Origin of the sequence: Kitasatospora sp. NPDC056800 (assembly GCF_042789775.1) — a bacterium.
Lineage (GTDB): Bacteria > Actinomycetota > Actinomycetes > Streptomycetales > Streptomycetaceae > Kitasatospora.
The window spans coordinates 65,544-87,714 of record NZ_JBHUAL010000001.1; the positions used below are offsets into that span (position 1 = coordinate 65,544).

The 22,171-nt window shown below is 75.5% G+C and carries 22 protein-coding genes; 14 read left to right on the plus strand and 8 right to left on the minus strand.

What is annotated here, in order from left to right; all coding sequences use genetic code 11:
- Positions 1 to 7 precede the first annotated feature (7 nt).
- From ACFRQN_RS00335 to ACFRQN_RS00350, 4 genes are all read right to left on the minus strand, one after another.
- Positions 8 to 685, minus strand: a complete 678-nt coding sequence (locus ACFRQN_RS00335) for a 4'-phosphopantetheinyl transferase family protein (protein ID WP_380737229.1) — start codon at positions 683 to 685, stop codon at positions 8 to 10.
- Positions 682 to 1,467, minus strand: a complete 786-nt coding sequence (locus ACFRQN_RS00340; protein WP_380737231.1) for a hypothetical protein — start codon at positions 1,465 to 1,467, stop codon at positions 682 to 684. The genes ACFRQN_RS00335 and ACFRQN_RS00340 overlap by 4 nt, the downstream gene beginning before the upstream one ends.
- 4 nt (positions 1,468 to 1,471) lie before the next feature.
- A complete protein-coding gene (locus ACFRQN_RS00345) occupies positions 1,472 to 1,762 on the minus strand; it encodes a phosphopantetheine-binding protein (protein WP_049653836.1) in 291 nt (96 codons plus the stop codon).
- A gap of 141 nt (positions 1,763 to 1,903) precedes the next feature.
- Positions 1,904 to 2,836 (minus strand): 3-oxoacyl-[acyl-carrier-protein] synthase III C-terminal domain-containing protein, encoded by a 933-nt coding sequence (locus tag ACFRQN_RS00350; protein ID WP_380737233.1) that lies wholly within the window; start codon positions 2,834 to 2,836, stop codon positions 1,904 to 1,906.
- Between the two features lie 142 nt (positions 2,837 to 2,978).
- On the opposite strand from ACFRQN_RS00350, the gene ACFRQN_RS00355 reads away from it, so the two are divergent.
- The 4 genes from ACFRQN_RS00355 (at position 2,979) to ACFRQN_RS00370 (ending at position 6,454) form a co-directional block, all read left to right on the plus strand.
- A complete protein-coding gene (locus ACFRQN_RS00355) occupies positions 2,979 to 3,278 on the plus strand; it encodes a hypothetical protein (RefSeq protein WP_380737235.1) in 300 nt (99 codons plus the stop codon).
- The gene (locus ACFRQN_RS00360) at positions 3,275 to 4,477 is read left to right on the plus strand and encodes a glycosyltransferase (protein WP_380737237.1); all 1,203 of its coding nucleotides are present in this window, start codon (positions 3,275 to 3,277) and stop codon (positions 4,475 to 4,477) included. The genes ACFRQN_RS00355 and ACFRQN_RS00360 overlap by 4 nt, the downstream gene beginning before the upstream one ends.
- Positions 4,478 to 4,594: 117 nt before the next feature.
- Entirely contained in the window at positions 4,595 to 5,569 is a 975-nt protein-coding gene (locus ACFRQN_RS00365; protein ID WP_049653828.1) for an ATP-binding cassette domain-containing protein, read from the plus strand.
- Positions 5,570 to 5,689: 120 nt separating this feature from the next.
- Positions 5,690 to 6,454 (plus strand): ABC transporter permease, encoded by a 765-nt coding sequence (locus ACFRQN_RS00370; protein ID WP_074004870.1) that lies wholly within the window; start codon positions 5,690 to 5,692, stop codon positions 6,452 to 6,454.
- Between the two features lie 63 nt (positions 6,455 to 6,517).
- Here ACFRQN_RS00370 and ACFRQN_RS00375 read toward each other — a convergent pair whose 3' ends face one another.
- The 4 genes from ACFRQN_RS00375 to ACFRQN_RS00390 all read right to left on the minus strand — a co-directional run bounded on the left by ACFRQN_RS00375 (position 6,518) and on the right by ACFRQN_RS00390 (position 10,937).
- Positions 6,518 to 7,837, minus strand: a complete 1,320-nt coding sequence (locus ACFRQN_RS00375; RefSeq protein WP_380737239.1) for a PLP-dependent aminotransferase family protein — start codon at positions 7,835 to 7,837, stop codon at positions 6,518 to 6,520.
- Positions 7,834 to 8,769: an alpha/beta hydrolase gene (locus ACFRQN_RS00380; protein ID WP_380737241.1), complete on the minus strand. Its 936-nt coding sequence runs from the start codon at positions 8,767 to 8,769 to the stop codon at positions 7,834 to 7,836. The genes ACFRQN_RS00375 and ACFRQN_RS00380 overlap by 4 nt, the downstream gene beginning before the upstream one ends.
- Positions 8,770 to 8,807: 38 nt before the next feature.
- Entirely contained in the window at positions 8,808 to 9,584 is a 777-nt protein-coding gene (locus ACFRQN_RS00385) for a class I SAM-dependent methyltransferase (RefSeq protein ID WP_074004873.1), read from the minus strand.
- 186 nt (positions 9,585 to 9,770) lie between these two features.
- Positions 9,771 to 10,937 carry an alpha-hydroxy acid oxidase gene (locus ACFRQN_RS00390; RefSeq protein WP_380737243.1) on the minus strand — a complete coding sequence of 389 codons (1,167 nt, stop codon included), beginning with the start codon at positions 10,935 to 10,937 and terminating at the stop codon, positions 9,771 to 9,773.
- 114 nt (positions 10,938 to 11,051) lie between these two features.
- Between ACFRQN_RS00390 and ACFRQN_RS00395 the strand changes: the two genes are divergently transcribed.
- From ACFRQN_RS00395 to ACFRQN_RS00440, 10 genes are all read left to right on the plus strand, one after another.
- On the plus strand, positions 11,052 to 12,476 hold the full coding sequence (locus ACFRQN_RS00395; protein WP_380737245.1) for a class I adenylate-forming enzyme family protein: 1,425 nt from the start codon (positions 11,052 to 11,054) through the stop codon (positions 12,474 to 12,476).
- A 77-nt stretch (positions 12,477 to 12,553) separates the two neighbouring features.
- Entirely contained in the window at positions 12,554 to 12,829 is a 276-nt protein-coding gene (locus tag ACFRQN_RS00400) for an acyl carrier protein (RefSeq protein ID WP_049653814.1), read from the plus strand.
- On the plus strand, positions 12,826 to 13,092 hold the full coding sequence (locus ACFRQN_RS00405; RefSeq protein ID WP_074004875.1) for a hypothetical protein: 267 nt from the start codon (positions 12,826 to 12,828) through the stop codon (positions 13,090 to 13,092). Before ACFRQN_RS00400 ends, ACFRQN_RS00405 begins: the two co-directional genes overlap by 4 nt.
- Entirely contained in the window at positions 13,089 to 14,246 is a 1,158-nt protein-coding gene (locus tag ACFRQN_RS00410) for a beta-ketoacyl synthase N-terminal-like domain-containing protein (protein ID WP_380737247.1), read from the plus strand. The genes ACFRQN_RS00405 and ACFRQN_RS00410 overlap by 4 nt, the downstream gene beginning before the upstream one ends.
- Positions 14,243 to 14,812 carry a beta-ketoacyl synthase N-terminal-like domain-containing protein gene (locus ACFRQN_RS00415; RefSeq protein WP_380737249.1) on the plus strand — a complete coding sequence of 190 codons (570 nt, stop codon included), beginning with the start codon at positions 14,243 to 14,245 and terminating at the stop codon, positions 14,810 to 14,812. The genes ACFRQN_RS00410 and ACFRQN_RS00415 overlap by 4 nt, the downstream gene beginning before the upstream one ends.
- Before the next feature lie 331 nt (positions 14,813 to 15,143).
- Entirely contained in the window at positions 15,144 to 16,760 is a 1,617-nt protein-coding gene (locus tag ACFRQN_RS00420) for a class I adenylate-forming enzyme family protein (RefSeq protein ID WP_380737251.1), read from the plus strand.
- A complete protein-coding gene (locus ACFRQN_RS00425; RefSeq protein WP_074004878.1) occupies positions 16,757 to 18,055 on the plus strand; it encodes a beta-ketoacyl synthase in 1,299 nt (432 codons plus the stop codon). Before ACFRQN_RS00420 ends, ACFRQN_RS00425 begins: the two co-directional genes overlap by 4 nt.
- Before the next feature lie 119 nt (positions 18,056 to 18,174).
- Complete coding sequence (gene hppD / locus ACFRQN_RS00430) at positions 18,175 to 20,109, plus strand: 4-hydroxyphenylpyruvate dioxygenase (RefSeq protein ID WP_198959467.1); 1,935 nt, start codon at positions 18,175 to 18,177, stop codon at positions 20,107 to 20,109.
- The gene (locus ACFRQN_RS00435; RefSeq protein ID WP_241853089.1) at positions 20,106 to 21,179 is read left to right on the plus strand and encodes a thiamine pyrophosphate-dependent dehydrogenase E1 component subunit alpha; all 1,074 of its coding nucleotides are present in this window, start codon (positions 20,106 to 20,108) and stop codon (positions 21,177 to 21,179) included. The genes hppD and ACFRQN_RS00435 overlap by 4 nt, the downstream gene beginning before the upstream one ends.
- Positions 21,176 to 22,144 carry an alpha-ketoacid dehydrogenase subunit beta gene (locus ACFRQN_RS00440; protein ID WP_074004879.1) on the plus strand — a complete coding sequence of 323 codons (969 nt, stop codon included), beginning with the start codon at positions 21,176 to 21,178 and terminating at the stop codon, positions 22,142 to 22,144. Before ACFRQN_RS00435 ends, ACFRQN_RS00440 begins: the two co-directional genes overlap by 4 nt.
- Positions 22,145 to 22,171: the final 27 nt, after the last annotated feature.

The window sequence follows — 22,171 nt, forward strand, 5'->3', positions numbered from 1 at the left end:
TCCATCGTCAATTTTCTTTCCACACACGGCAGTTGACATGTATCGGCGACTTCCCGAGGGCCGCCACGGCAGCCCGGAACGGCTCCGCCACGGGAACGTCGCGGAGCCGGGACGGGCCGGTGCCGAGCCCGCCCGGGTCGGCCACCAGCACCGGCGAGGGGCCGCCCACGGGCACGCCGAAGGACTGCGCGAGCCGCCCGCCGTACGCCTTGACGCAGGCCTCGCGGCGGCACCACAGGGTGGTGAACCGCGCCGCCCGCTCGGCCGGTTCGACGGGCTCGGCGACGAACCGCGCCTCCTCGGACGGGAACCAGCGGGCGGCCATCCGCTCGGCCGTCCGGGGGTCGTGGAGCCGCTCGACGTCGACGCCGACCGCCCGCCCCTCGGCGAGGGCCAGCGCCGCGAACGCCCCCGAGGCCGACCAGCTGACCCGCAGCCGACCGGCCGCCGCGGGCTCGGGCTTGCCGTGCGGACCGTACCGCCAGACCAGTGCGGCCGGGGGCACGCCGAGCCGGGCGGCGACCAGCCGCCGGACGGCGCCGCGCACCACGCTGAAGCGCTCGCCCGCCCCTGGGTCCATCCGCGCCGCCCGGGCACGTTCGTCCGGGTCGAGCAGCGGCCACAACTCGGCTGCCGGTACAGCTGGTTGACGCGTATCGATCAGCCAGAGGTCGATCGCCGTCACGGCAGGGCCAGCGTGCTGAGCACGCCGAGCCGACGGTCGTACCCGGCCAGCAGCGCGGGCCGGCCGTCCGCCCGCCAGCGCGGGAGGTGGTCGGCCAGCTCCGCCCAGAGTCCGGTGAACGGCTGAGCCGGCGGGGGCTCCCCGGCGCCGAAGCCGGGGCCGAGCAGGAGCGCCGCCTCCGGCCCGAGCTTCTCGGCCTCGGCCCGGACCGCCTCCGCCGGGGAGGCCTCGCCCCGGGTCTGCCGGACGGCCAGGCCCTCGCCGGGGGCCTCCTCGCAGATCAGCACCACCACCGCGTGCCGCTCCGGCAACGGCACCGGCCCGGACGGTTCGTAGTGCAGCGCGCTCTGTTCGGCGAGCACCACCACGGCCCGGCGGCAGGTGCCGGTGCGCTGGTGGGCGGCGGCCAGCCGCAGCGCGGTGAAGGCCGCCGCGCCGCCCTGGTCGCAGACCGCGAAGGAGAGCGGGCTCCCCGGGACGGACCGGCTGAGCGCCAGCGAGGACGGCGCGCCGGGCCGGACGTCCGGGGTGTCGAAGGCCAGGATCAGCAGGTCCGCCGGCTCGTCCTCGGCCAGCGCCTCGCGCAGCGGTCCGGCGGCCAGCTCCTCGTAGGAGTGGCCGACGCCCTCGCCCAGCAGGTCCTCGCGCAGCGGCAGGCCGTAGGGGCGGACGAGGTCGGAGACGAAGACCCGCAGGTCCGGGTCGAGCGAGGTCTCCGAGCGGCCGTCGGAGCGGCGGGCGAGCACCCGGGTGATCCGCAGGCCGGTGGGACCGGGGGCCACCCGGTCAGTCCTCGGGGATGACGTGCCCGGCGACGTAGTCGGCCAGCCTGGTGACCGACCGCAGGTCGTCCTCGGTGATCTGCTCGACGTCCACCTGGATGTCGAGCGACTCCTCCAGCTCCAGGATCAGCTCGATGGTGCCGGCCGAGGTGAGGCCGAGGTCGTCGAAGAGGCAGGCGTCCTGCGGGATCTCGGGCAGCTCGCGCTTGAGGACGCGCGGCAGGAGCTCGCCGATGCCGTGCAGGATGCGCTCGCGCAGTTCGGGGTCGGTGGTCTGGACCGCGGCTTCTGACATGGGTGTCCCGTCCCGTCGTACGTGGGATGTGTGCTCCGGGGCTTGCAGGCGCCCCGGGGCTCTGGGGTGGCGTGGGAAATGCGGTGTGGGAAATGCGGCGTCGCTGTGCGGACGACGGCCGCCGGAGGAGTCGGCGGGCCGTCAGCACCGCATGGCCATCGCGGAGAACGTGGCTCCGACACCGGCGGCGGCGATCAGGTAGTGGTCGCCGCGGCGGAGCAGCCCCCGCGTGGTGGCGGTGTGGAGATTGATGAGGCTGTCTGAGGCGAAACTGTGCCCGACCGACCGCACGTTGTCCAGCACGACTTTCTCGACCGGATAGCCGATCCGGCGCGCGATCATCCGCCAGGACGCCTGGTTGACGTTGTGCGGCAGGATCGCGGCCAGGTCGGAGAGGTCCAGACCGGCCTGGTCCAGGGCGGCCTCGATCGCCTCCACCATCACGTTCGGGTACTCGCGCTGGTAGCGGGCGAGCAGGTCCGGGTCCTCGGCCAGCCGGCCGTCGAACTCCGGGCGTTGGCGCACCGCGAAGGAGAGCATCCGGTGGCGCTCGCCGTCGGCGCTGACCAGGCAGGCGGCCGCGCCCTCGGCGAAGATGCCCGTCTCGGGCACCACCTGGGCGTCCCTGGTGAAGGTCTTCTCGCCGGTCAGCACCAGGGCGAGCGCCGCCGGGTCGGGTTCGGCCGCGAGCAGCCGACCGGCCAGGTCGATGGCCAGCAGGCCCACCGCGCAGGCGTGGTGGGTCACCGTGAAGGCGTCGGCGTGCGCCAGGCCACGGGTTTCGAGCAGGTCGTGCAGCGGGTTGAGCGGATGGGGCACCGCCACCGGCATGCTGCGGGCATGGATCACGAAGCGGACGTCGCGTTCGCGTCCGCGCAGCTCCGGCAGGTTGTCCAGGGCGGCGGCGAGCAGGTCGGGCAGCGTCCCGGTCGGATCCAGACGTAGCTGGTCCAGGCCGTGGAAGCGGCGGAAGAGACGGAGTTGACGTGGGGTCAGGCCGATGCGCTCGCCCACCGCCTCGATGGGAACGGCGTGTGGGGGGAGGTGGACGGCCACTGCCTCCAGTGCGGTCACCCGGGCTAGTATTCCGACGCCCGCCGGGTCGCACAAGTGATCCCGGGCCCCTCCACCGTCGCCGCCGCTCCCCGGAAGCCGCCAACTGCGCTCCGGTGCGGCCGCGTTCACCCCGTGCCGTCGAGCAGGTGGGAGATCTCTCATGCCGAACCCTGAACCCCTCCACCCCGACGCCCCGTTGGACCCGGAGCTGGTGGCCCTGCTGGTCGAGGCGGCCGGCGCGCCGCCCGACTGGGCGCGCCACGTCACCCCGGACGCCCGGCTGGACGGCGACCTGCTGCTGGACGAGGCCGAACTCGCCGATCTGTCGCTACGGCTGCGCGAGCGCTTCGGTCCGCGGGCCGACCTGGCCGCGCTGCGCGCCGGGCTGGACCTGGCCGCCCTGGAGGCCCTGACCGTCGCCGACCTGCGGCGACTGCTCCCCGAGGAGGACGCGCGATGACCCGGTTCCTGCTGGTGATGCCGCCGTTGACCGGCCACGTCAACCCGGCCGCGGGCATCGCCGCCGAGCTGACCGCACGCGGCCACCAGGTCGCCTGGACCGGCACCGAGTCCGTGCTGCGCCCGCTGCTCGGCCCGCACGCCGAGGTGCTCGGCACCGGCACCCGGGCGTTCCGGGCCCAGGGCGGGCACGGACTGGCCGCGCTGCGCACGCTCTGGGAGGGCTTCATCGTCCCGTACGCGCGGTTCACCGCGAAGCCGCTGGACGCGATCGTGCGGGAGTGGCGGCCGGACGTCCTGCTGGTCGACCAGCACACCCCGGCGGGCGCGCTGGTCGCGCACCGGCACGGGCTGCCGTGGGCGTCCTTCGCGCCGGGGGCGATGGAACTGGGGCGCCCCTACCGGGCGTTGCCGCAGGTCGAGGCCTGGATGGCCGGGCTGCTGCGCGGGCTGTGGGAGCGCGCCGCGCTGCCTCCGGAGGAGTACCTGGACCCGCGCTTCTCCCCCGCCCTGGTGCTGGCGACCACCGGTCCGGCGCTGACCGGTTCGGCCCCGCCGTCGGAGCACGCGCTGGTCGGGCCGGTGCTGTCGGTACGGCCGCACGACCCGGACTTCCCGTGGGAGCGGCTGCTGCCCGGCCGGCGGCGGGTGCTGGTCACCATGGGCACGCTGGCCGGCGAGCTGGGCGCGGACTTCCTGGCCCGGTCCGTCCGGGCGCTGGAGCTGTGCGGCGGCGACGTGCAGCCGGTGTTCGCCGCGCCGCGCGGGCTGCTGCCCGAACTCCCGCCCCGGGCCGTGGCGGTGGACCGGGCGCCGGTGCTGGAGCTGATGGCGCGCGGCGAGCTGGACGCGGTGCTCTGCCACGGCGGGATGAACACCGTGGGCGAGGCGCTGGCGCACGGCCTGCCGCTGGTCACCGCGCCGATCCGGCACGACCAGCCGGTCGTGGCCGGCCAGGTGGCGGCGGCCGGCGCGGGGCTGCGGGTGCCGTTCGCGCGCGTCTCGCCGGAACGGCTGGCGGGCGCGCTGCGGGCCGTACTCGACTCCACGGAGTACCGGCGGCGGGCGGTTCAGGTCGGCGCGGAACTGCTGGCCGGGGGCGGTGCGGTGGTCGCGGCGGACCGGCTGGAGGCGCTCGGCCGAACGGGCCCGGGCCGGCGCCCTGTAGCAGACCGGGAGACCGCACGTCCATTGGTCTAGGCCATTGTTTCCGGGGCGGGGTTCGCCCTAGGGTGTCGCAGCGGCACCGCCCTCCGCAGGTGCCGGGCCCCGCCTTCCCAGGTGCCGTGGCAGCCCATCCCCGCACGGGAGTTCCCGTTGATCGAGACCACGGGACTGCGCAAGTCCTACCGCAAGAAGACCTCCCGCCGCGGCGGCGACGACACCACCGTCGACGCCGTCCGCGGCATCGACCTGTCGGTCGCCGCCGGCGAGATCTACGGCTTCCTCGGCCCCAACGGCGCCGGGAAGACCACCACCCTGCGCATGCTGGCCACCCTGATCCGCCCCGACGGCGGACAGGCCGTCATCGCCGGGGCCGACCTGTTCACCGACCCCGCCGGGGTCCGCCGCCGGATCGGCTACGTCGCCCAGGGCGGCGGCACCACCGACAACGTCAGCGCCCGCGAGGAACTGGTGCTCCAGGCCCGGATGTACGGCGCGGCCAAGGCACAGGCCGGCCAGGCCGCCGCCGACGCGCTCAAGGCCTTCGACCTGACCGGGTTCGGAGACCGCCCGTGCGCCACCTACTCCGGCGGCCAGCGCCGCCGGGTGGACATCGCGCTCGGGGTGATCCACCAGCCGCGGGTGCTGTTCCTGGACGAGCCCACGGTCGGGCTGGACCCGGCCAGCCGGGCGTACGTCTGGGAGGAGATCCGCCGGCTGCGCACCGAGGGCATGACGGTGGTCGTCACCACCCACTACCTGGACGAGGCCGACGCGCTCTGCGACCGGGTCGCCATCGTCGACCACGGCCAGGTGGTGGCCGAGGGCACCCCCGAGGCGCTCAAGCGCGAGATCTCCGGCGACGTCGTCCTGGTCGGGCTGGACGCCGCGGAGGCCGCCTTCGAGCGCGCGGCCGCGGTGCTGCGCCCGCAGCCGTACCTGCACCGGCTGGAGCAGAACGGCGACGAGGGGCTGCGGCTGTACCTGGAGGACGGCGCCGCCGCCATCCCCCAGCTGCTGCGCGCGCTGGACGCGGCGGGCCTGACGCCCGGCACCGTGCAGCTCCAACGGCCCAGCCTGGACGACGTGTTCCTGGCCCGCACCGGGCGCTCGCTGCAGCAGTCCTGACCCCGCACCGGGCGCCCACCGCGGCAGTCCTGACCCGCAGCGGCCGCCCGCCGCGGCAGTCCCACCCCCGCACCACCCGGACCCGCACCACCCGGCCCCGCACACCTCCCTGGGGAGACCGTGAAGCTCGCCCGCGACACCTGGCTGGTCTTCCAGCGCCAGCTGCTGCTCATGATCCGCACCCCGATCTGGATCGCCGTCGGCATCATCCAGCCCGTGTTCTACCTCCTGCTGTTCGCCCCGCTGCTGAAGAAGGTGCTCGCCTCGGAAGGCGCGCGCAGCTACGCCGACGTCTACCAGGTGTACGTACCGGGCCTGTTGGCGGTGCTGTGCATCTTCGGCGGGCTGTACACCGGCTTCAGCCTGCTCGGCGAGCTCAGGTCCGGCATCATCGAGCGCTCGCGGGTGACCCCGGTGAGCCGGCTGGCGCTGCTGCTCGGGCGGGCGATGCGGGAGATGGTGGCGCTGCTGGTGCAGGCCGTCCTGATCACCCTGATCGCGCTGCCGTTCGGGCTGCGGGTGAGCCCGCTGAACCTGCTGCTCGCCTACCTGCTGCTGGGCCTGCTGGCGCTGATGACCTCGGCGATCTCCTTCGGCATCGCGCTGATGGTGCCGACCGACGCGGCGATGTCGCCGGTGGTCAACACCATCGCGCAGCCGATCGCGCTGCTGTCCGGGGTGCTGCTGCCGCTCACCCTGGCGCCGGAGTGGCAGCAGCAGGCGGCCAGGTGGAACCCCTTCTACTGGGCGGTGGAGGGCATGCGCGCGCTGTTCTCCGGGCACGCCGGGGACGACGTGGTCTGGCAGGGGCTGCTGGTGGTCACGGTGATGACCGTCCTGGCGGTGTACTGGTCGGCCCGGCTGTTCTCCACCCGGGTGCGCTGACGGACGGCACGGAGGGGCCCGGCTCGCGATGAGCCGGGCCCCTCCGTCGTCCCCGTCGCGGACTCAGGCGGTCAGGAAGGCCGCCAGCTTCGCCACGCCGTCGATGATCTGCGCCTGCGTCAGCGAGCTGACGGACAGCCGCAGCCGGTGCTCGCCGCCGCCCGCCGGGTAGAACGGCGCCATCGGCGTCCAGAGCACCCCGTGGTCGCGCGCGCAGCGCTCCATGGCCGCCTCGTCGGCGACGAACGGCACCGTCAGCACGGCGAAGAAGCCGCCGTCCGGCCGGGTCCAGGAGATGCCCAGCCGGCGCCGCACGGAGGCCGGGAAGTGCCGGTCCAGCTCCCGCAGCAGGGTGTCCATGCCCGCCGCGTAGTGGGCCGTGGCAGGGGCGTTGGCGGCCCGCAGGCGGCAGTCGTGGGTCAGCAGCATGCCGCCGATGACGGCCTGGCTGAGCGCGGGCGTGTTGACCGTCGTCATGCTCTTCAGCTTGGCCAGCTCGTCCGCGAGCAGGCTGCGCCGCCCGTCGGGGCCGGCCACCTCCTGGTCGGCGACCACGTAGCCGAGGCGGGCCCCGGGGAAGCAGGTCTTGGCGAACGAGCCCAGGTAGACGACCTGGCGGCGGCGGTCCAGCGCCTTGAGGGTGGGCCGCTGCCCCGGGGTGCGGGAGAAGAAGCCGTACGGGTTGTCCTCGACGACGAGCACGCCCTCCTCGGCCGCGGCCTCCAGCAGCCCGGTGCGGGCCGCGACCGGCATGCTGGTGCCGGAGGGGTTGGCGAAGTCCGGGACGACGTAGAGGGCGCGCGGACGGCGCCCCTCGGCCCGCACCGCGCGGGCGGCGGCGCGGACCGCCGCCGGGTCGGGGCCGCCGTCCGGGCCCTCGGGGACGGGGCGGACGGTCAGGTCGAGCAGCCGGGCGGCGCCGGTGACGCCGACGTAGCAGGGCGAGCTCACCAGCAGGACGTCGTCCGGGCCGGCGCACAGGGCGCGCAGCGTCAGCAGCATGCCCTCCTGGGCGCCGACGGTGACCACCACGGACCCGGGGTCGACGGTCAGGCCCTCGTCGTTGGCCAGCGCGCGGGCGACCAGGTCGTTGATGAGGCCCTTGGTCGGGCCGTACTGGAACAGCGCGGTGCGCACCGCGTCCCGGCCGAGGCCGCGGTCGGCCAGGTGGGCGAGGTACGTCTCCAGGTAGGCCGGGACGTCCTCGGGCTCGAAGAAGCCCTCGTAGGGGCGGCCGGGGGCGAAGGAGACGGCGTCCGGGTAGCGGGTGGTGACCTCGTTGAGGAAGGTCATCGCGTCCAGCAGCGGATCGGCCAGGGAGGCGTGCAGGTCGTCCAGTCGGAGGTCCGCCGCGGCGCCTCCCGGAGTGGGCGGAACCGTCACCGCAGCGCCTCCCGGAGACAGCCGGCCGCGAAGGCCTGGGCCTCGGCGGCGTCGTCCAGGGTGCCGGTCATGGCGAAGAAGCCGTGCGGCATGCCCGGGTAGCGGCGCAGCTCGACCGGGACCCCTGCGGCGCGCAGCGCCTCGGCGTACTGCTCGCCCTCGTCCCGCAGCGGGTCGTACTCGGCGGTCAGCACGGTCGCGGGCGGCAGGCCGGCCAGGGTGGCGGCGCGCAGCGGGGAGGCGTACGGGCTGGCGCCGTCGCCCTGGTCGGCCAGGTAGTGCTCCCAGTACCAGTCCACCGAGCGGCGGTTGAACAGTGCCGGGTCGTCGTGGTCGCGCAGCGACGGGGTGTCGGCGCCGTGGTCGGTGTTGGGGTAGACCAGCAGCTGGTGGCGCAGGGCGGGGCCGCCTTCGGCACGCAGCAGGAGGGTGAGCGCGGCGGCGAGGTTGCCGCCGGCGCTGTCGCCGGCGACCGCGATCCGGTCCGGGTCGACGCCGAACTCCTCGGCCCGTTCGACGAGTTGCAGCAGTGCGGCGCGGCTGTCGTGGAGCGCCGCGGGGAAGGGGTGCTCGGGGGCGAGCCGGTAGCCGACGGAGGCGGTGACGCAGCCGACGGCGTTGGTGAGCCGGCGGCAGATCGCGTCGCTGGTGTCGGGCGAGCCGAGCGTCCAGCCGCCGCCGAACAGGTAGAGCAGGGCGGGCAGTCGTCGGCCGGGCGGCTCGGGGCGGTAGAGCCTCAGGGCGAGTTCGCCGCCGGGGCCGGGGACGCGGTGCTCCTCGACGGCGGCGACCGGCTCGGGCGTGCCGGCCGCCGCGCGGATGTCCGCGAGGTCGGCGGCACGGGCCTCGGCGAGGGTGAGGGTGTAGAGCGGCGGGGTCCCGCTGCTCGCGCGCCGGGCGCGCAGCGCCTCGGCCTGGGGGTGCAGGGGCATGGGCGGATCCGTTCGGTGCGCGGGGCTCGGCGGCGGGTTCAGCAGTCTGCCTCGACGTACACGGTCTCGTCGGTGCGGAAGGCCGTGTCGAGGTCGGCGACGTCCGGACGGGCGCCCTGCCGGTAGGCGCACGGACGGATGCCGTCGGGGTCGAAGCCGGCCCGGGTGAGGACGTGCCGCAGCTCGTCCAGGTCGTAGATCCACTGGTGCCCGAAGTACCGGAAGATCTGGTTCACCAGGAAGGCGGGGCGCTCGGGCATCGGCGGGCCGAAGCCGAGGGTGGTCAGCCGGCGCCGGTGCTTGCCGAGGAAGCCGTCGCCGGTGGCGTAGCCGACCAGGTAGCGGGCAAGGTCGGGGGTGGTCAGGCGCAGGACGCCGCCGGGGCGCAGCACCCGGCGGGCCTCGCGCAGCCAGCCGACGGCGACCGGCATGGTGACGTGCTCGATCAGGTGCTCGGCGTAGACCCAGTCGACGCTGGCGTCGGCGAAGGGCAGCGGTTCGGCGATGTCGAGTTGCGTGAACCAGCGGTCGCCGTCGACCCGGTAGAGGGTGCCGGGCGCGGTGGCGGCGTCGGGGCTGCGCAGGGTGGCGAGGTCGGTGCCGAGGCCCTCCGGGTGGGCGGTCCGGAAGGCGGCGAACTCGATTCCGGTGATGCCGAGTTCGCGCAGGCCCTGGTGGTCGCGCGGCAGCCCGCCGGGGTGCGCTTCGAGCGTGTCGCAGGTGGCGACCTGCTCGCTGAAGGCGTCCAGCCGGGGAGCCAGCCCGTCCGGGTCGTCCCAGTCCCAGCCCGGGAATCGTTCGTTCTGCTCGGTCATGTGTCGGACCTCCATGGGGGAGAACGCGGTTCGGGTACGGCGCGGTTCAACGGCCGTGCGGTTCAACGGCCGTGCGGTTCAACTGCCGCGTGGTTCAACGGCCGAGCGGTTCAACAGCGGTGCGGGGCTCGGGCCCGGCCGGCCGCGCGGGGGTACGGGTTCAACGGCCGCGCGGGGGGCCAGGGTTCAGCCGGCCGGGCAGGGCCAGGGCGCGAGGACCGTACGGTCCAGGTCGGCGAGCCGGGGGCGGCCCAACAGGGCCATGGTGTGCTCCAGTTTCTCGCGCAGCAGGTCGAGCACCCGGTGCACCCCGGCCTCGCCGTCGGTGGCCAGGCCCCAGAGCGCGGGGCGGCCGACCAGCACGGCGCGGGCGCCGAGGGCGAGGGCGATCGCGAGGTCGGTGCCGCTGCGCACGCCGCCGTCGAAGAGCACCGGCAGTTCGGCGGGAACGGCGTCGACCACCTCGGGGAGGGCGGCCAGGGCCGGCATCGCACCGTCGAGTTGGCGGCCGCCGTGGTTGGAGACCAGGACGGCGTCGACGCCGTGCTCGACGGCCAGCCGGGCGTCCTCGGCGGTGAGGATCCCCTTGAGGACCAGCGGCAGCCGGGTGCGTTCGCGCAGCCAGGCCAGGTCGGTCCAGCTCAGTGCGGGGTCGAACTGTTCGCGGGCGTGCTCGGCGATGCCCGAACGTCCGGCGGTGGCGCGGTGGCTGGCGGCCGTCAGGGCCTGGTCCAGGTTGACCGCGCGGACGGCCGACGGGACGGCGAAGCCGTTGCGCAGGTCGCGCAGCCGGCGGCCGATCCTGGGGGCGTCCACGGTCAGCACGAGCGCGCCGTAGCCGGCCGCCTCGGCGCGTTCCACCAGGGCGGCGAGGACGGCGCGTTCGCGCAGCCAGTACAGCTGGAGCCAGAGCGGGCCGGTGGCGGCCGCGGCGATCTCCTCCAGCGTCCGGCTGGCGAACATCCCGGCGACCAGCAGGGCGCCGACCCGGCCGGCGGCGCGCGCGGTGGCGGTCTCCCCCTCCGGGTCGACCAGCCGGTGGTAGGCCATCGGGGCGATGCCGAGCGGGAGGCGCAGCGGTGCGCCGAGCAGGGTCAGCGCGGGGTCGCAGGCGGAGACGTCGACCAGGGTGCGCGGGCGCAGCGCATGGCGCCCGAACATCTCCCGATTGGCCGTCAGAGTGCGTTCGGCGCCGCTTCCGCCTTCGATGAAATCCCAGATTTCCGGTGGGAGTTGGGCGTGCGCCGCACGCTCGATCCCGGCCAGCGTGAGAAGTCCCACGGGCATTCCTCGTTCCAGGACGGCCACACACGGGCCGGTCCTGCTTCGGCAGCGTAGGAGCAACGACCACATTGGTATAGACCTTGATTTGACCAAACGTCTGTGCCAAGGTCTGGCCACGGAATTGGCCGTTCGGATTTGTTAACGGCGTTCATGTCAAAATCCCCTCACTTGTGTGGAGCCGCGTTGACCGGCTTTCTCCCCTCCGTACTTCCGCCTGCCCTCCTGCCGCACTCCGACGCCCCGGACTCCTGGGTCGACCGGCTGCTGCTGGCCGGACCCGGCGGCGAGGAGTGCCTGCGCCTCGGCGCACCGCTCGACCGGGACGCCCTGCGCGCCCTGGTCGAGGAGCAGTCCGAACGGCTGACGGCCGCCGGGCTCGGACCCGGCGGGACGGCGGCGCTGCGGCTGCCGCCCTCGGTGGCGTTCGTCGCGGTGCTGCTGGCGTGCTGGCGCCTCGGCGCCCAAGTCGCCCTGCTCGACCACCGGTTGACCGACCACGAGATCGACGCGGCGGTGGCCCGGCTGGCCCCGCAGGTGCTGGTAGGCTCCGCCCATCGGTCGGCGGCGGCCCTGCGCGGCTTCTCCGAAGTCGAGCCGGTGGCCGTCCCGCTGGCGGACGGGCGCCCGGCCCGCACCGGACACGCGTTGATCCAGCTCAGCTCCGGATCCACCGGTCCGGCCAAGGTCATCGCCCGCACCGCGGCCGATCTGCTGCGCGAACTCGACTGCTACCGAAGGCTGGTGGAGTTCCCCCGCGAGGGCGAGCGGGTCGTCCTGCTCTCCTCGGTGGTGCACGTGCTCGGCCTGGTCGGCGGGCTGCTCAACAGCCTGCACGCCCGGGTCGCGCTCACCGTGCCGGAGCGGATGACGGCGGCGGGCATCCTCGCCGAGGTCGCCGCGAGCGACCGGCCGACCACCGTGATCGGGGTTCCCTTCCACGCCGAACTGCTGGCGGGGGCGGTCGCTCCCCCGCCGCTGCCCCGGCTGCGGCGGATGGTCGTGGCGGGCGAACTCGTCCGCCCGGGACTGCCCGCACTGTTCACCGAGCGGTACGGCGTCCCGCTCGGCACCATGTACGGCATGACCGAGACCGGGGTGATCGCCACCGACCTCTCCGGTACGCTCCACCCTGCCAAGCGGCCCGTGCACGGCCTGCGACTGCGCCTGGTGAAGGGCGAGTTGCAGATCGGCACGGAGTCCTCCCCGTACCCCGGACTGGACGATCCGACCCGCTGGTCCGACGGCTGGCTGCACACCCGGGACGCGGCAGAGCTGGCCGCCGACGGCCCGGTCACCGTGCTCGGCCGACTGGACTCCCAGGTCTCGATCGGCGGCCTGAAGGTCGACCTCACCGAGGTCGAGCAGACGCTCACCACGCTGCCCGGGGTCCGCGAGGCCGTGGTGGTCTTCGACGGCGGCGCGATCGAGGCCTACCTGGCCACCGAACCCGGGACCGACCTCTCCTCCGTCCAGGACGGGCTGGCCCGCCGCCTGGCCGCCTACAAGCGGCCGCGCCGGCTCGCCCGACTGGACCGCCTCCCCCGCACCGCCACCGGAAAGCTGCTGCGCGACCCGGCCGCCCTGCGCGCGACCGCGACCGCCGGCTGACCGCGCCCACCGGCGCGCGGGCCGCACCCGGCCGCGCCCCGACCCCTTCGCACCACCACCCCGACAAGGAGCCCACCATGCAGGACCGCATCCGCGCCTTCGTCCTGGCGGCACTCGCCGAGATGCAGTACGACGTCTCCGAGGTCACCGGGGACACCGACCTCGGCCCGGCCGGGCTGGACCTCGAATCGCTCGCCCTGGCCGACCTGTCGGTGCAGGTCGAGGACGAGTTCGGGATCAAGTTCGACCTGGACGAGATGGAGACCACCGCGCTGATGACGCTGGACGAGTTCACCGGCGACGTCGCCCGCCGGGTCGACGCCCTCGCCGCCACCTCCGGCAGCGCCGCGTGACCGGCTCCCCGCTCCCCGACGCCCTGCCGGACCGGGCCGAGGTCCTGACCATGCTGGCGGCGTTCGGGCAGCGCGCCGTCGACACCGTGCCCGAAGACCTCGGGTCGCTCGAACTCACCTGGCTCGTCGCCGAGTTCGAGCAGCGGTACGGACTCCAGCTGGACCTGGACGACGACCGCTTCGGCGCGGTGCGCACCGTCGACGACGCCACCGGGCTGCTGCGCGAGGCCGTCCTCGCCGACCGCGCGGGCGCCCGGCCGTGATCCCCGGGGGCACGGGCTCCGGCCCGCCCGGCCGGGCGGCCGACCGCCCGGTGGTCACCGGTGTCGGGGTGCTCAGCGCCGCCGGGCGCGGGCTCGCCGTACTCACCGAGGCCGCCACCCACGGCAAGGCCCTGTCCGGCCCGGTCACCCGCTTCGACGTGAGCGCCCGCCGCACCACCCGGGCCGCGCTGTTCCCCGACACCGTGCCCCTGGCCTGCACCTTCCCCCTGGCCAGGGCCGTGCTCGACGCGATCGGCCAGGCCTGCGGGCAGGCCGGGCTGACCGCCGCCGAGGGCGCCGGCCTGCCCGTCCTGCTCGCCCTGCACAGCGACGAGCGCACCCGGGCGACCGCCGACGCGGTGGCCGCCGGGGTCCGTTCCGGGTGGGGCGCGCCGGGTGTCACCCGGGTGTACAACGGCGCCTGCGTGGCCGCCTCGACCGCCGTCGCCGACGCGGCGGCCCTGGTCGCCGCCGGGCGGCACGAGCGGGTCCTGGTCGCGGCCGGGCACCTGGTCGGACCGGGCGTCTTCGCGGTCTTCGACGCCGGACGGGCGCTGGCCCGGGACGGCGAGGCCCGTCCGTTCAGCGCCGGCCGCACCGGCACCCTGCTCGCCGACGCGGCCGCCGCCGTCCTCGTCGAGTCCGCCCCGGCCGCCGAACGGCGCGGCGCTCCCGCGCTCGCCCGGCTGGCCGGCTGGGGCCGGGCCGGGGACGCCCACCACGTCTGCCGCCCGGAACCGGAGGGCGACGGGACGGCCCGGGCGATCGGGGCCGCGCTCACCCGCGCGGGCGTCGATCCGGCCGAGGTCGGCTACGTCAACGCCAACGGCACCGGCTCCACCCTCGCCGACCGGGCCGAGGCCCGCGCCCTGCGGCGGGTGTTCGGCCCGCACACCGACCGTCTGCCGGTCAGCTCCAGCAAGTCCGTGCACGGGCACGCCCTGGAGGCCTCCGCGCTGCTCGAACTCGCCGTCACCATTGGCGCGTTGGGAACCGGCCTGCTCCCGGTCAACGCCGGCTGGCTCGGCCCCGACCCGGACCTCGCGCTGGACCTCGTCCTGGACGGCCCGCACGCCGCCAGGCCGCCGTACGCCCTCAGCCTCAACTCCGCCTTCGGCGGCGCCAACACCGCCCTCCTGCTGGCCCCGGGATGACCGCCACCGCCATGACCACCGCCGAGAACACCCCTGCCGACCACACCCACGGACTGCGGATCCTCGCCGAGGCCCGCCGCCCCGCACCCGGCCTGGACGGGCCGCCGCCACCGCTGCCCGGCTTCGCCGCCTCCGCCTTCAACCCGCTGGTCGCCGACACCGCGGAGCGCTGCCTGCGCGCCCACCACGGCGAACCGCCCGCCCCCGGACGGACCGCCCTACTGCTCGCCAGCGCGAGCGGCGACCTCGACACCGCGCGGGCCATCGAGCGCAGCGCCGAACCCGGACAGCGGACCGGCCCGCTGCTGTTCTTCCAGTCCAACCCCAACGCCGTCCTCGGGCACGTCTCCGCGCGCTGGGGCCTGACCGGCCCGATCGTGGCGATCTGCCCGGCCGAGGCCGAACCCGGCCTGGTCCCGGCCGAGGCGTTCGACCTCGCCGCACTGCTGCTCCAGGACGGCGACGCCGATCTGGTGCTGGCCGTCGCCGTCGAGCAGACGCCCGACGGGCACCGGGCCGCGGCCGTCCTGCTCGCCGGTCCGGCGGCGGGGAACCGGCCGGACTGACCCCTCCGAACCTTCCGACCGGACCGAACCGCCGCCCGGACTGAACCCCGCGACCGCCCCCGGCCGTAGGAACCATCGAGGCCCGGCGCCTGACGCAGCCGCACCCGGCACACCAGCGCCCCCGCCCGTCCCCGCCTCGCTCCCGGCACCCGCCGCCCGAGCGACCGACCGCACGCAGCCCGCCACTCGCCGCACGCCATTCGTCGCACGCCATTCGTCGCACGCCGCCCGAGCAGCCGACCGCACCCGCCGCCCCCGCGCGGCCGACCGACCCTGCCATCCGATCAGCCGCCCGGGCCGTCCATCGGCCCCGAGGGAGGGATCCACCCCCGTGACCATCCGCAGCCTCCGCACCCAGCTCGCGGACGACCCCGACGTGGGCGCCGGCAACGTCCTCACCGCCCGGATCGCGCTCGGGCTCGACCTGGACGTACCGCTGCTCAGCTTCGACACCCCGGTGGACGACCACCCCGCCTGGCAGCCGTTCACCCTGCGCGAGCTGGACCGCGCCGTCCGGGCCCGCGCCGCCGCGCTGCACGGCCTGGGCATCACCCGGCGCGACCCGGTGGTGGTGTACGCGAGCGACGCCGCCGACCACGTGCTCGCCTTCCTCGCCCTGGCCCGGCTCGGCGCCATCCCTGCGCTGCTCAACCCCAACCTGGACGGCGAGCGCGCCGCCCGCTACATCGCCCGCCTCGGCGCGGCCGGCGTCCTCGCCGACCCCGCCCACCTGGCCGCACTGGCCGGCCACGACCCGGGCGCGCCGCTGCTGCCCGAGATCGCCACCCTCGGCGCCGGCGACCCGGACGCCGCCCCGGAGCCGTACCGGCACTGGTCCGGCGACCCGGTGGCGATCACCCACTCCTCCGGCACCACCGGCATGCCCAAGGCCGTCGTCCACTCCCACGCGAGCCTGTACGCCGCGATCCGCCACCGGCTGCGGCTGCCCCGCCCGCAGGGCCAGGACCGGATGCTCAGCGCGCTGCCCGCCCCGCACGCCGCCACCCTGATCGCGCTCAACCTCGCGCTCAGCTCGCACACCGAACTCGCCGTGCTCTCCCGGCAGTCCGGCGACGGCGTGCTGGAGGCCGTCGAGCGGTGGCGGCCCACCGGGGTGATCGGCTTCGCCGCCACCTGGGCCGACCTCGCCCGGCACGACCTCGCCACCCGCGACCTGACCTCCGTGGCGCTCTGGTGGAACACCGGCGACTGCGCCCACGAGGTGCACATCCGCCGCCTGATCGCCACCGGCAGCCGGGAGACCGTCACCCGGGCCGGCCGCACCCTGCTGCCCGGCTCGCTGTTCGTGGACGGCCTCGGCTCCACCGAGATGGGGCACTCGCACTTCTTCATCACCCACGGCCCCGGCACCGAGCGCTACGGCCGCTGCGTCGGCCGCCCGCACGCCTTCGTCGACTGCGAGGTGGTCGGCCCGGACGGCGAGCCGCTCGGGCCCGGCGAGGTCGGTGAACTCGCCACCGCCTCACCGACCCTGGCGCTCGGCTACTGGAACGACTCGGCCACCACCTTCCGCACCCGGCTGCGCGGCCGCTTCCTCACCGGGGACCTGATGTACCGGGACGAGGAGGGCTACTACTACCACGTGGACCGGGCCGTCGACTCGGTCGAACTCGGCGGCGGCAGGCGGCTGTTCACCGCGATGTCGGAGGAGCGGGTGCTGGCCGCCTGCCCGGACGTGCTGGACTGCACGGTGGTCGCGGTCCGGGACGGCGAGCGCGTCGTCACCGACGTGCTGCTGCTCCTCGCCGCGGACGCCGACCCGGCCGCGGACCGCACCGGGGCGGTCGTCGCCGCCCTGGACGAGGCCGCCGCCGCGACCGTCCGCAAGGTGCTGGTGGTCTCCCCCGACGACATCCCGCTCGGCCCGACCGGCAAGGTCCGCAAGGTCCTGCTGCGGGAGACCCACCTCGCGGCGGTGGGCGCATGAGCGAGCGGAGTGTGCGAGCAGGCGAGCGGGGTGGGCGCACGTCCCCGCGCCCCGGCGCCGTCGTCACCGGCATCGGCCTGGTCTCCCCGCTCGGCCGCGAGCCCGCCGAGGTGTTCGAGGCGCTCACCGCCGGCCGCACCGGCCTGCGCGCCGTCCCCGAGGGCCACGCCGCGCACGGCTGGCTGCCCGCCGCCGGGCTCGCCCCCGCCGTGGACGGCCGGGAGGTGCTGCCGCCGACCGAGACCCGCTGCGTGGACCGCTTCGTGCTGCTCGCCCTGGCCGCCGCCGACGACGCGCTCGCCGACGCCGGACTGGTCGTCGGCCGGGACGCCGACCCGCACCGCACCGCCGTGGTGCTGGCCACCGGCGGCGGCGGACTGGAGACCTTCGAGCAGCAGTCGCACCGCCGGCTGGAGCGCGGCCGCCCCGGCGTCAGCCCGTACCTGCTGCCCGGCATGCTCTCCAACATGGCCGCCGCCCGGATCGCCATCAAGCACGGCATCCGGGGCTACAGCTCCGCCGTGGTGACGGCCTGCGCGGCCGGCGCCCAGGCGATCGCCGAGGGGCTGCGGCTGATCCGGGCCGGGGACGCCGACGTGGTGGTGTGCGGCGGCACCGAGTCCTCGCTGCACCCGACCATCGCCGCCGCCTTCACCAACGCCCGCGCCCTGGCGCAGGGTTGGGACGACCCCGAGCAGGCCAGCCGGCCCTTCGACGCCCGCCGCAACGGCTTCGTGCTCGGCGAGGGCAGCGCCGTCCTGGTCCTGGAGCGGGCCGAGCACGCCGAGGCGCGCGGCGCCGCCGGCTACGCGGACGTCCTCGGCTGGGGCGCCTCCACCGACGCCCACCACCCGACCATGCCCCGCCCGGACGGCACCGGCGCCGCCGACGCGATGCGCGCCGCGCTCGCCAACGCGGGCCTGGCCCCGGGTGACATCGACTACGTGAACGCCCACGGCACCGGTACCAAGCTCGGCGACGTGGCCGAGACCGCCGCGCTGCGCGCCGTCTTCGGCGCCGAGCCGCCCGCGGTCAGCTCCACCAAGGGCGCCACCGGCCATCTGCTGGGCGCCGCGGGCGCGTTGGAGGCGGCGGTGACCGCCCTGGCGGTGGCCCGGGGGACGCTGCCGCCCACCCTCAACCTGACCGACCCCGACCCGGCCTGCGACCTGGACCACGTCCGTGGCGCCGCCCGGACCGTCCCGGTGCGCACCGCGCTGAGCAACGCCTTCGCCTTCGGCGGCCACAACCTCAGCCTGATCCTCGGCCCGGCCTCCACCCGGACCGCCCGCTAGCGGTACCGCCGACAGCCGCCGCCCGACCGCGGTCGCCCGCCGCGCACCGCCGCGCGGCGCCGCGCGGCGCCGGCGCGCCCCGATCATCGATCCACCATCCCTCCCGGGGGGAGATCCCGTTGTCCATCCAGACCATCACCCACGTCGAGTTCCACTGCGCGGACGCCGACAAGACCGCGGCCGGACTCAGCGCCGACCTCGGCTTCACCGCCGACGCCCCGGCCACTGCCCCGGACGGCTCCCGCACCATCGGGCTGCGCCAGGGCACCATCCGGCTGCGGCTGACCTCCGCCGCCGACCCGGAGCACCCGGTGGCCGAGTACGTCACCCGGCACGGGGACGGCGTCGCCGTCCTCGCCCTCGGCTGCGCCGACCCGGCGGCCGCACTGGAGCGGGCCGAGCGGCACGGCGCCCGGGTACTCGACCGGGCCGGCGTCCTGATCGAGGGCTTCGGCGACACCGCCCTGCGCCTGGTCCCGCTGCCGGACGCCGAGGCCACCCCGGAGCCCCGCCTGCTGGACGGCCTCGACCACGTCGCGATCTGCCTGCCGGCCGGCACGCTCGCGGAGGCCGTACGGTTCTGCGAGGACGCGCTGGACTTCCGCACGATCTTCGAGGAGTACATCGAGGTCGGCGAGCAGGCGATGGACTCCAAGGTGGTGCAGAGCGCCTCCGGCGGCGTCACCTTCACCCTGATCGAGCCCGACACCACCCGCCGCCCCGGCCAGATCGACGAGTTCCTCGCCGCCCACGGCGGGGCCGGCGTCCAACACCTCGCCTTCAGCACCCGCGACATCGCCGGCGCCGTCCGGACCGCCCGGGAGCGCGGCGTGGAGTTCCTGACCACGCCGGACGCCTACTTCGACGCCCTGGCCGACCGCTTCGGCGAGACGGCCATCCCGGTGGCGACCCTGCGCGACCTGCACGTCCTGGTCGACCAGGACCACGGCGGCCAGCTGTTCCAGATCTTCGCCCGCTCGACCCACCCCCGGCGCACCTATTTCCTCGAACTGATCGAACGGCAGGGAGCGGGCACCTTCGGCACCGCGAACATCAAGGCCCTCTACGAGGCCGTCGAACGGCACGGCCCCGCCGCCGAGGACCGGCCCGCCCCCGCACAGCCGAAGCAGGCCCGCGCGCTGGCCGCCGCCCCCGGGTTCCGGCTCACCGAGGCCGAGCGCGCCCTGCTGCCCACCCCCGACGAGGTGGCGCACTACCGCGAGCACGGCTGGTACCTCTCCCGCAGGCTCTTCAGCGACGAGGAGCTGGACACCCTCCAGGCTGCCACCGAGGCGTACTACGCCGGCCACCGGGACCGCGAACTGCCCGTCCGGCCACCCCGGTTGGCCTCCTGGCGGCCCGAGGACGGGCCGGTCCAGCGGCACAACGACTACGTGCACTACGAGAGCGACGCGATCGGCGCGATCCTGCGCAAGCCGCTGGTCGGCGCGGTGGCCGCGCTGCTCGCCGGCACCGAGGAGATCCGGGTCTTCCAGTCGACGCTCATCTACAAGCCCCCGGTGCCCGAGGAGCCCAGCAACCGGGTGCCGTGGCACTTCGACAAGCACTACTGGCAGACCTGTAGCTCCGAGGAGATGCTCACCGCCTTCATCCCGTTCCACGACTGCCGCGAGGAGAACGGCACCATCACCATGGTCGACGGCAGCCACCGCTGGCGGGAGCTGCCGTCCGGCGAGGACTCCACCCGGCACTTCGCCGACCGCGACGGCTCCGAGCTGGAGTCCATCCTGGCCGCCAACGCCGCCCACAACGGGCAGCGGGTGCGCAAGGTCCCGATGCTGATCCCGCGCGGCCACCTGTCCTTCCACCACTGCCGCACGTACCACGGCAGCGGCCCCAACCTCGCCTCCTTCCCGCGCCGGGCGGTCTCGCTGCACCTCCAGGACGGCGCCAACGAGTACCGCCGGCACGACCGGCCGGACGGCGAGCCGGTGGTGTACAACCACGACGTGCTGGTGGGCCGTACGGACGACGGCCGGCCGGACTACGCCGACCCGCGGTTCTGCCCGACGGTCTGGCGGGGGCGGCCGTGACCGCTCCCGCGCACCCGGCCGGCGAGGGCGCCGCACTGCCCGACAGCCCCGCCCCGCTGGACACCCCCGCCGAGCGCTACCGGATGCTGCGGCTGATCCGCGGCTTCGAGGAGCTGGCGCTCGGCCTGGTGAAGTCCGGCGCGATCCCCGGCGGCATCCACCCGTACATCGGGCAGGAGGCCGTCGCGGTCGGCGTCTGCTCGGCGCTCGGCCCGGGCGACCGGCTCGCCAGCACCCACCGCGGCCACGGCCACGTGCTCGCCCGGGGCACCGCGCCGCACCGGCTGCTCGCCGAGCTCCTGGGGCGGGTCGGCGGTTCGAACGGCGGCCGGGGCGGCTCCATGCACGCCGCCGACTTCTCGCTGGGCATCCTCGGCGCCAACGGCATGGTCGGCGCCGGTGCCCCGATCGCGGTCGGCGCGGCCTGGGCGGCTGTCAACCCCGGACGGACGACGGCCGAAGGGCCGGGGACCGACGGCCCGGAGGTCGGCCGGACCCCGGTCGCGGTGGCCTTCTTCGGCGACGGCGCGCTCAACCAGGGCGTCCTGCTGGAGTCGCTCAACCTCGCCGCGATGTGGCGCCTGCCGGTGCTGTTCGTCTGCGAGGACAACGGCTACGCCACCACCCTGCCCGCCGCCACCGCCGTCGCGGGCAGCGCCACCGGCCGGGCCGCCGCCTTCGGCATCCCCGCCGAGGAGGTGGACGGCATGGACACCGAGGCCGTCCGCACCGCCGCGCTGCGCGCCGTCGAGCGGGCCCGCGGCGGCCGCGGCCCGGGCTTCCTGGCCTGCCGCACCTACCGATACGAGGGCCACCACACCATGGAGCGCCGGATGAAGCTGCGCTACCGCTCCCCCGAGGAGGTCGACGCCTGGCGCGAGCGCGACCCGCTCCCCCGGGCCGCCGCCCTGCTCGACCCGGCGACGGTCGCCGAGCTGGACCGCTCGGTGGCCGAACAGCTCGCCGCCGCCGAGGAGTTCGCGCTCGCCTCGGAGCACCCGGACCCGGCGGGCGCACTGGACCACCTGTACGCCGACGGGCTGCGGCCCCGGGCGGGGGCGACGCCGTGACCAGGCTCTCGTACACCAAGGCGCTCAACCGGGCGCTGGCCGACGAACTCGCCGCCGATCCGGCGGTCTGCGTCTTCGGCGAGGACATCGGCGCCGGTCTGGCCGGGCCGACCCTCGGCCTGCTGGACCGCTTCGGGCCGGGCCGGATCGTCGACACCCCGCTCTCCGAGCAGGCCTTCACCTCGATGGCCGTCGGCGCCGCGCTGGCCGGCCGGCGCCCGGTGCTGGAGTTCCAGATCCCGTCGCTGCTGTTCCTGGTCTTCGAGCAACTCGTCAACCAGGCCCACAAGTTCTCGCTGATGACCGGCGGCCAGGCCGCCGTCCCGCTGACCTGCCTGGTTCCCGGCTCGGGCTCCCGGGACGGCTGGGCCGGGCAGCACTCCGACCACCCGTACAGCCTGTTCGCGCACGCCGGGGTGAAGACCGTGGTGCCCGCCACACCGACCGACGCCTACGGGCTGCTGCGCTCGGCGATCCGCGACCCGGACCCGGTCGTGGTGTTCGCGCCCGCCGCCGCGATGCCGGTGCGCGAGACCGTCACCTGGGACCTCGTCCCCGTCCCGCTCGGCCGGGCCCGGATCCACCGGGCGGGCAGCGACGTCACCGTGGTCGCCCTCGGGCACCTGGTGCACGACGCCCTCGCGGTGGCCGAGGAACTGGCGCCGGAGGTCTCGGTGGAGGTCCTCGACCCGCGCACGGTGTACCCCTTCGACTGGCAGGCGCTCGCCGACTCGCTGGAACGCACCGGCCGCCTGGTCGTCCTGGACGACTCCAACCGCAGCTGCGGCTTCGGCGCCGAGGTGCTGGCCACCGCCGCCGAGGAGATGCGCCTGGTCGCCCCGCCCCGCCGGATCACCCGCCCGGACGGCGCCGTCCTGCCCTTCGCCCCCGCCCTCGACCGCGCCGTCCAGCCCGGCCGCGAGCAGCTGCGGCACGCGCTGGACCTCGTGCTGAAGCACCGCTGACCGCGCCCCGAAGCGGCGCAGCCCCCG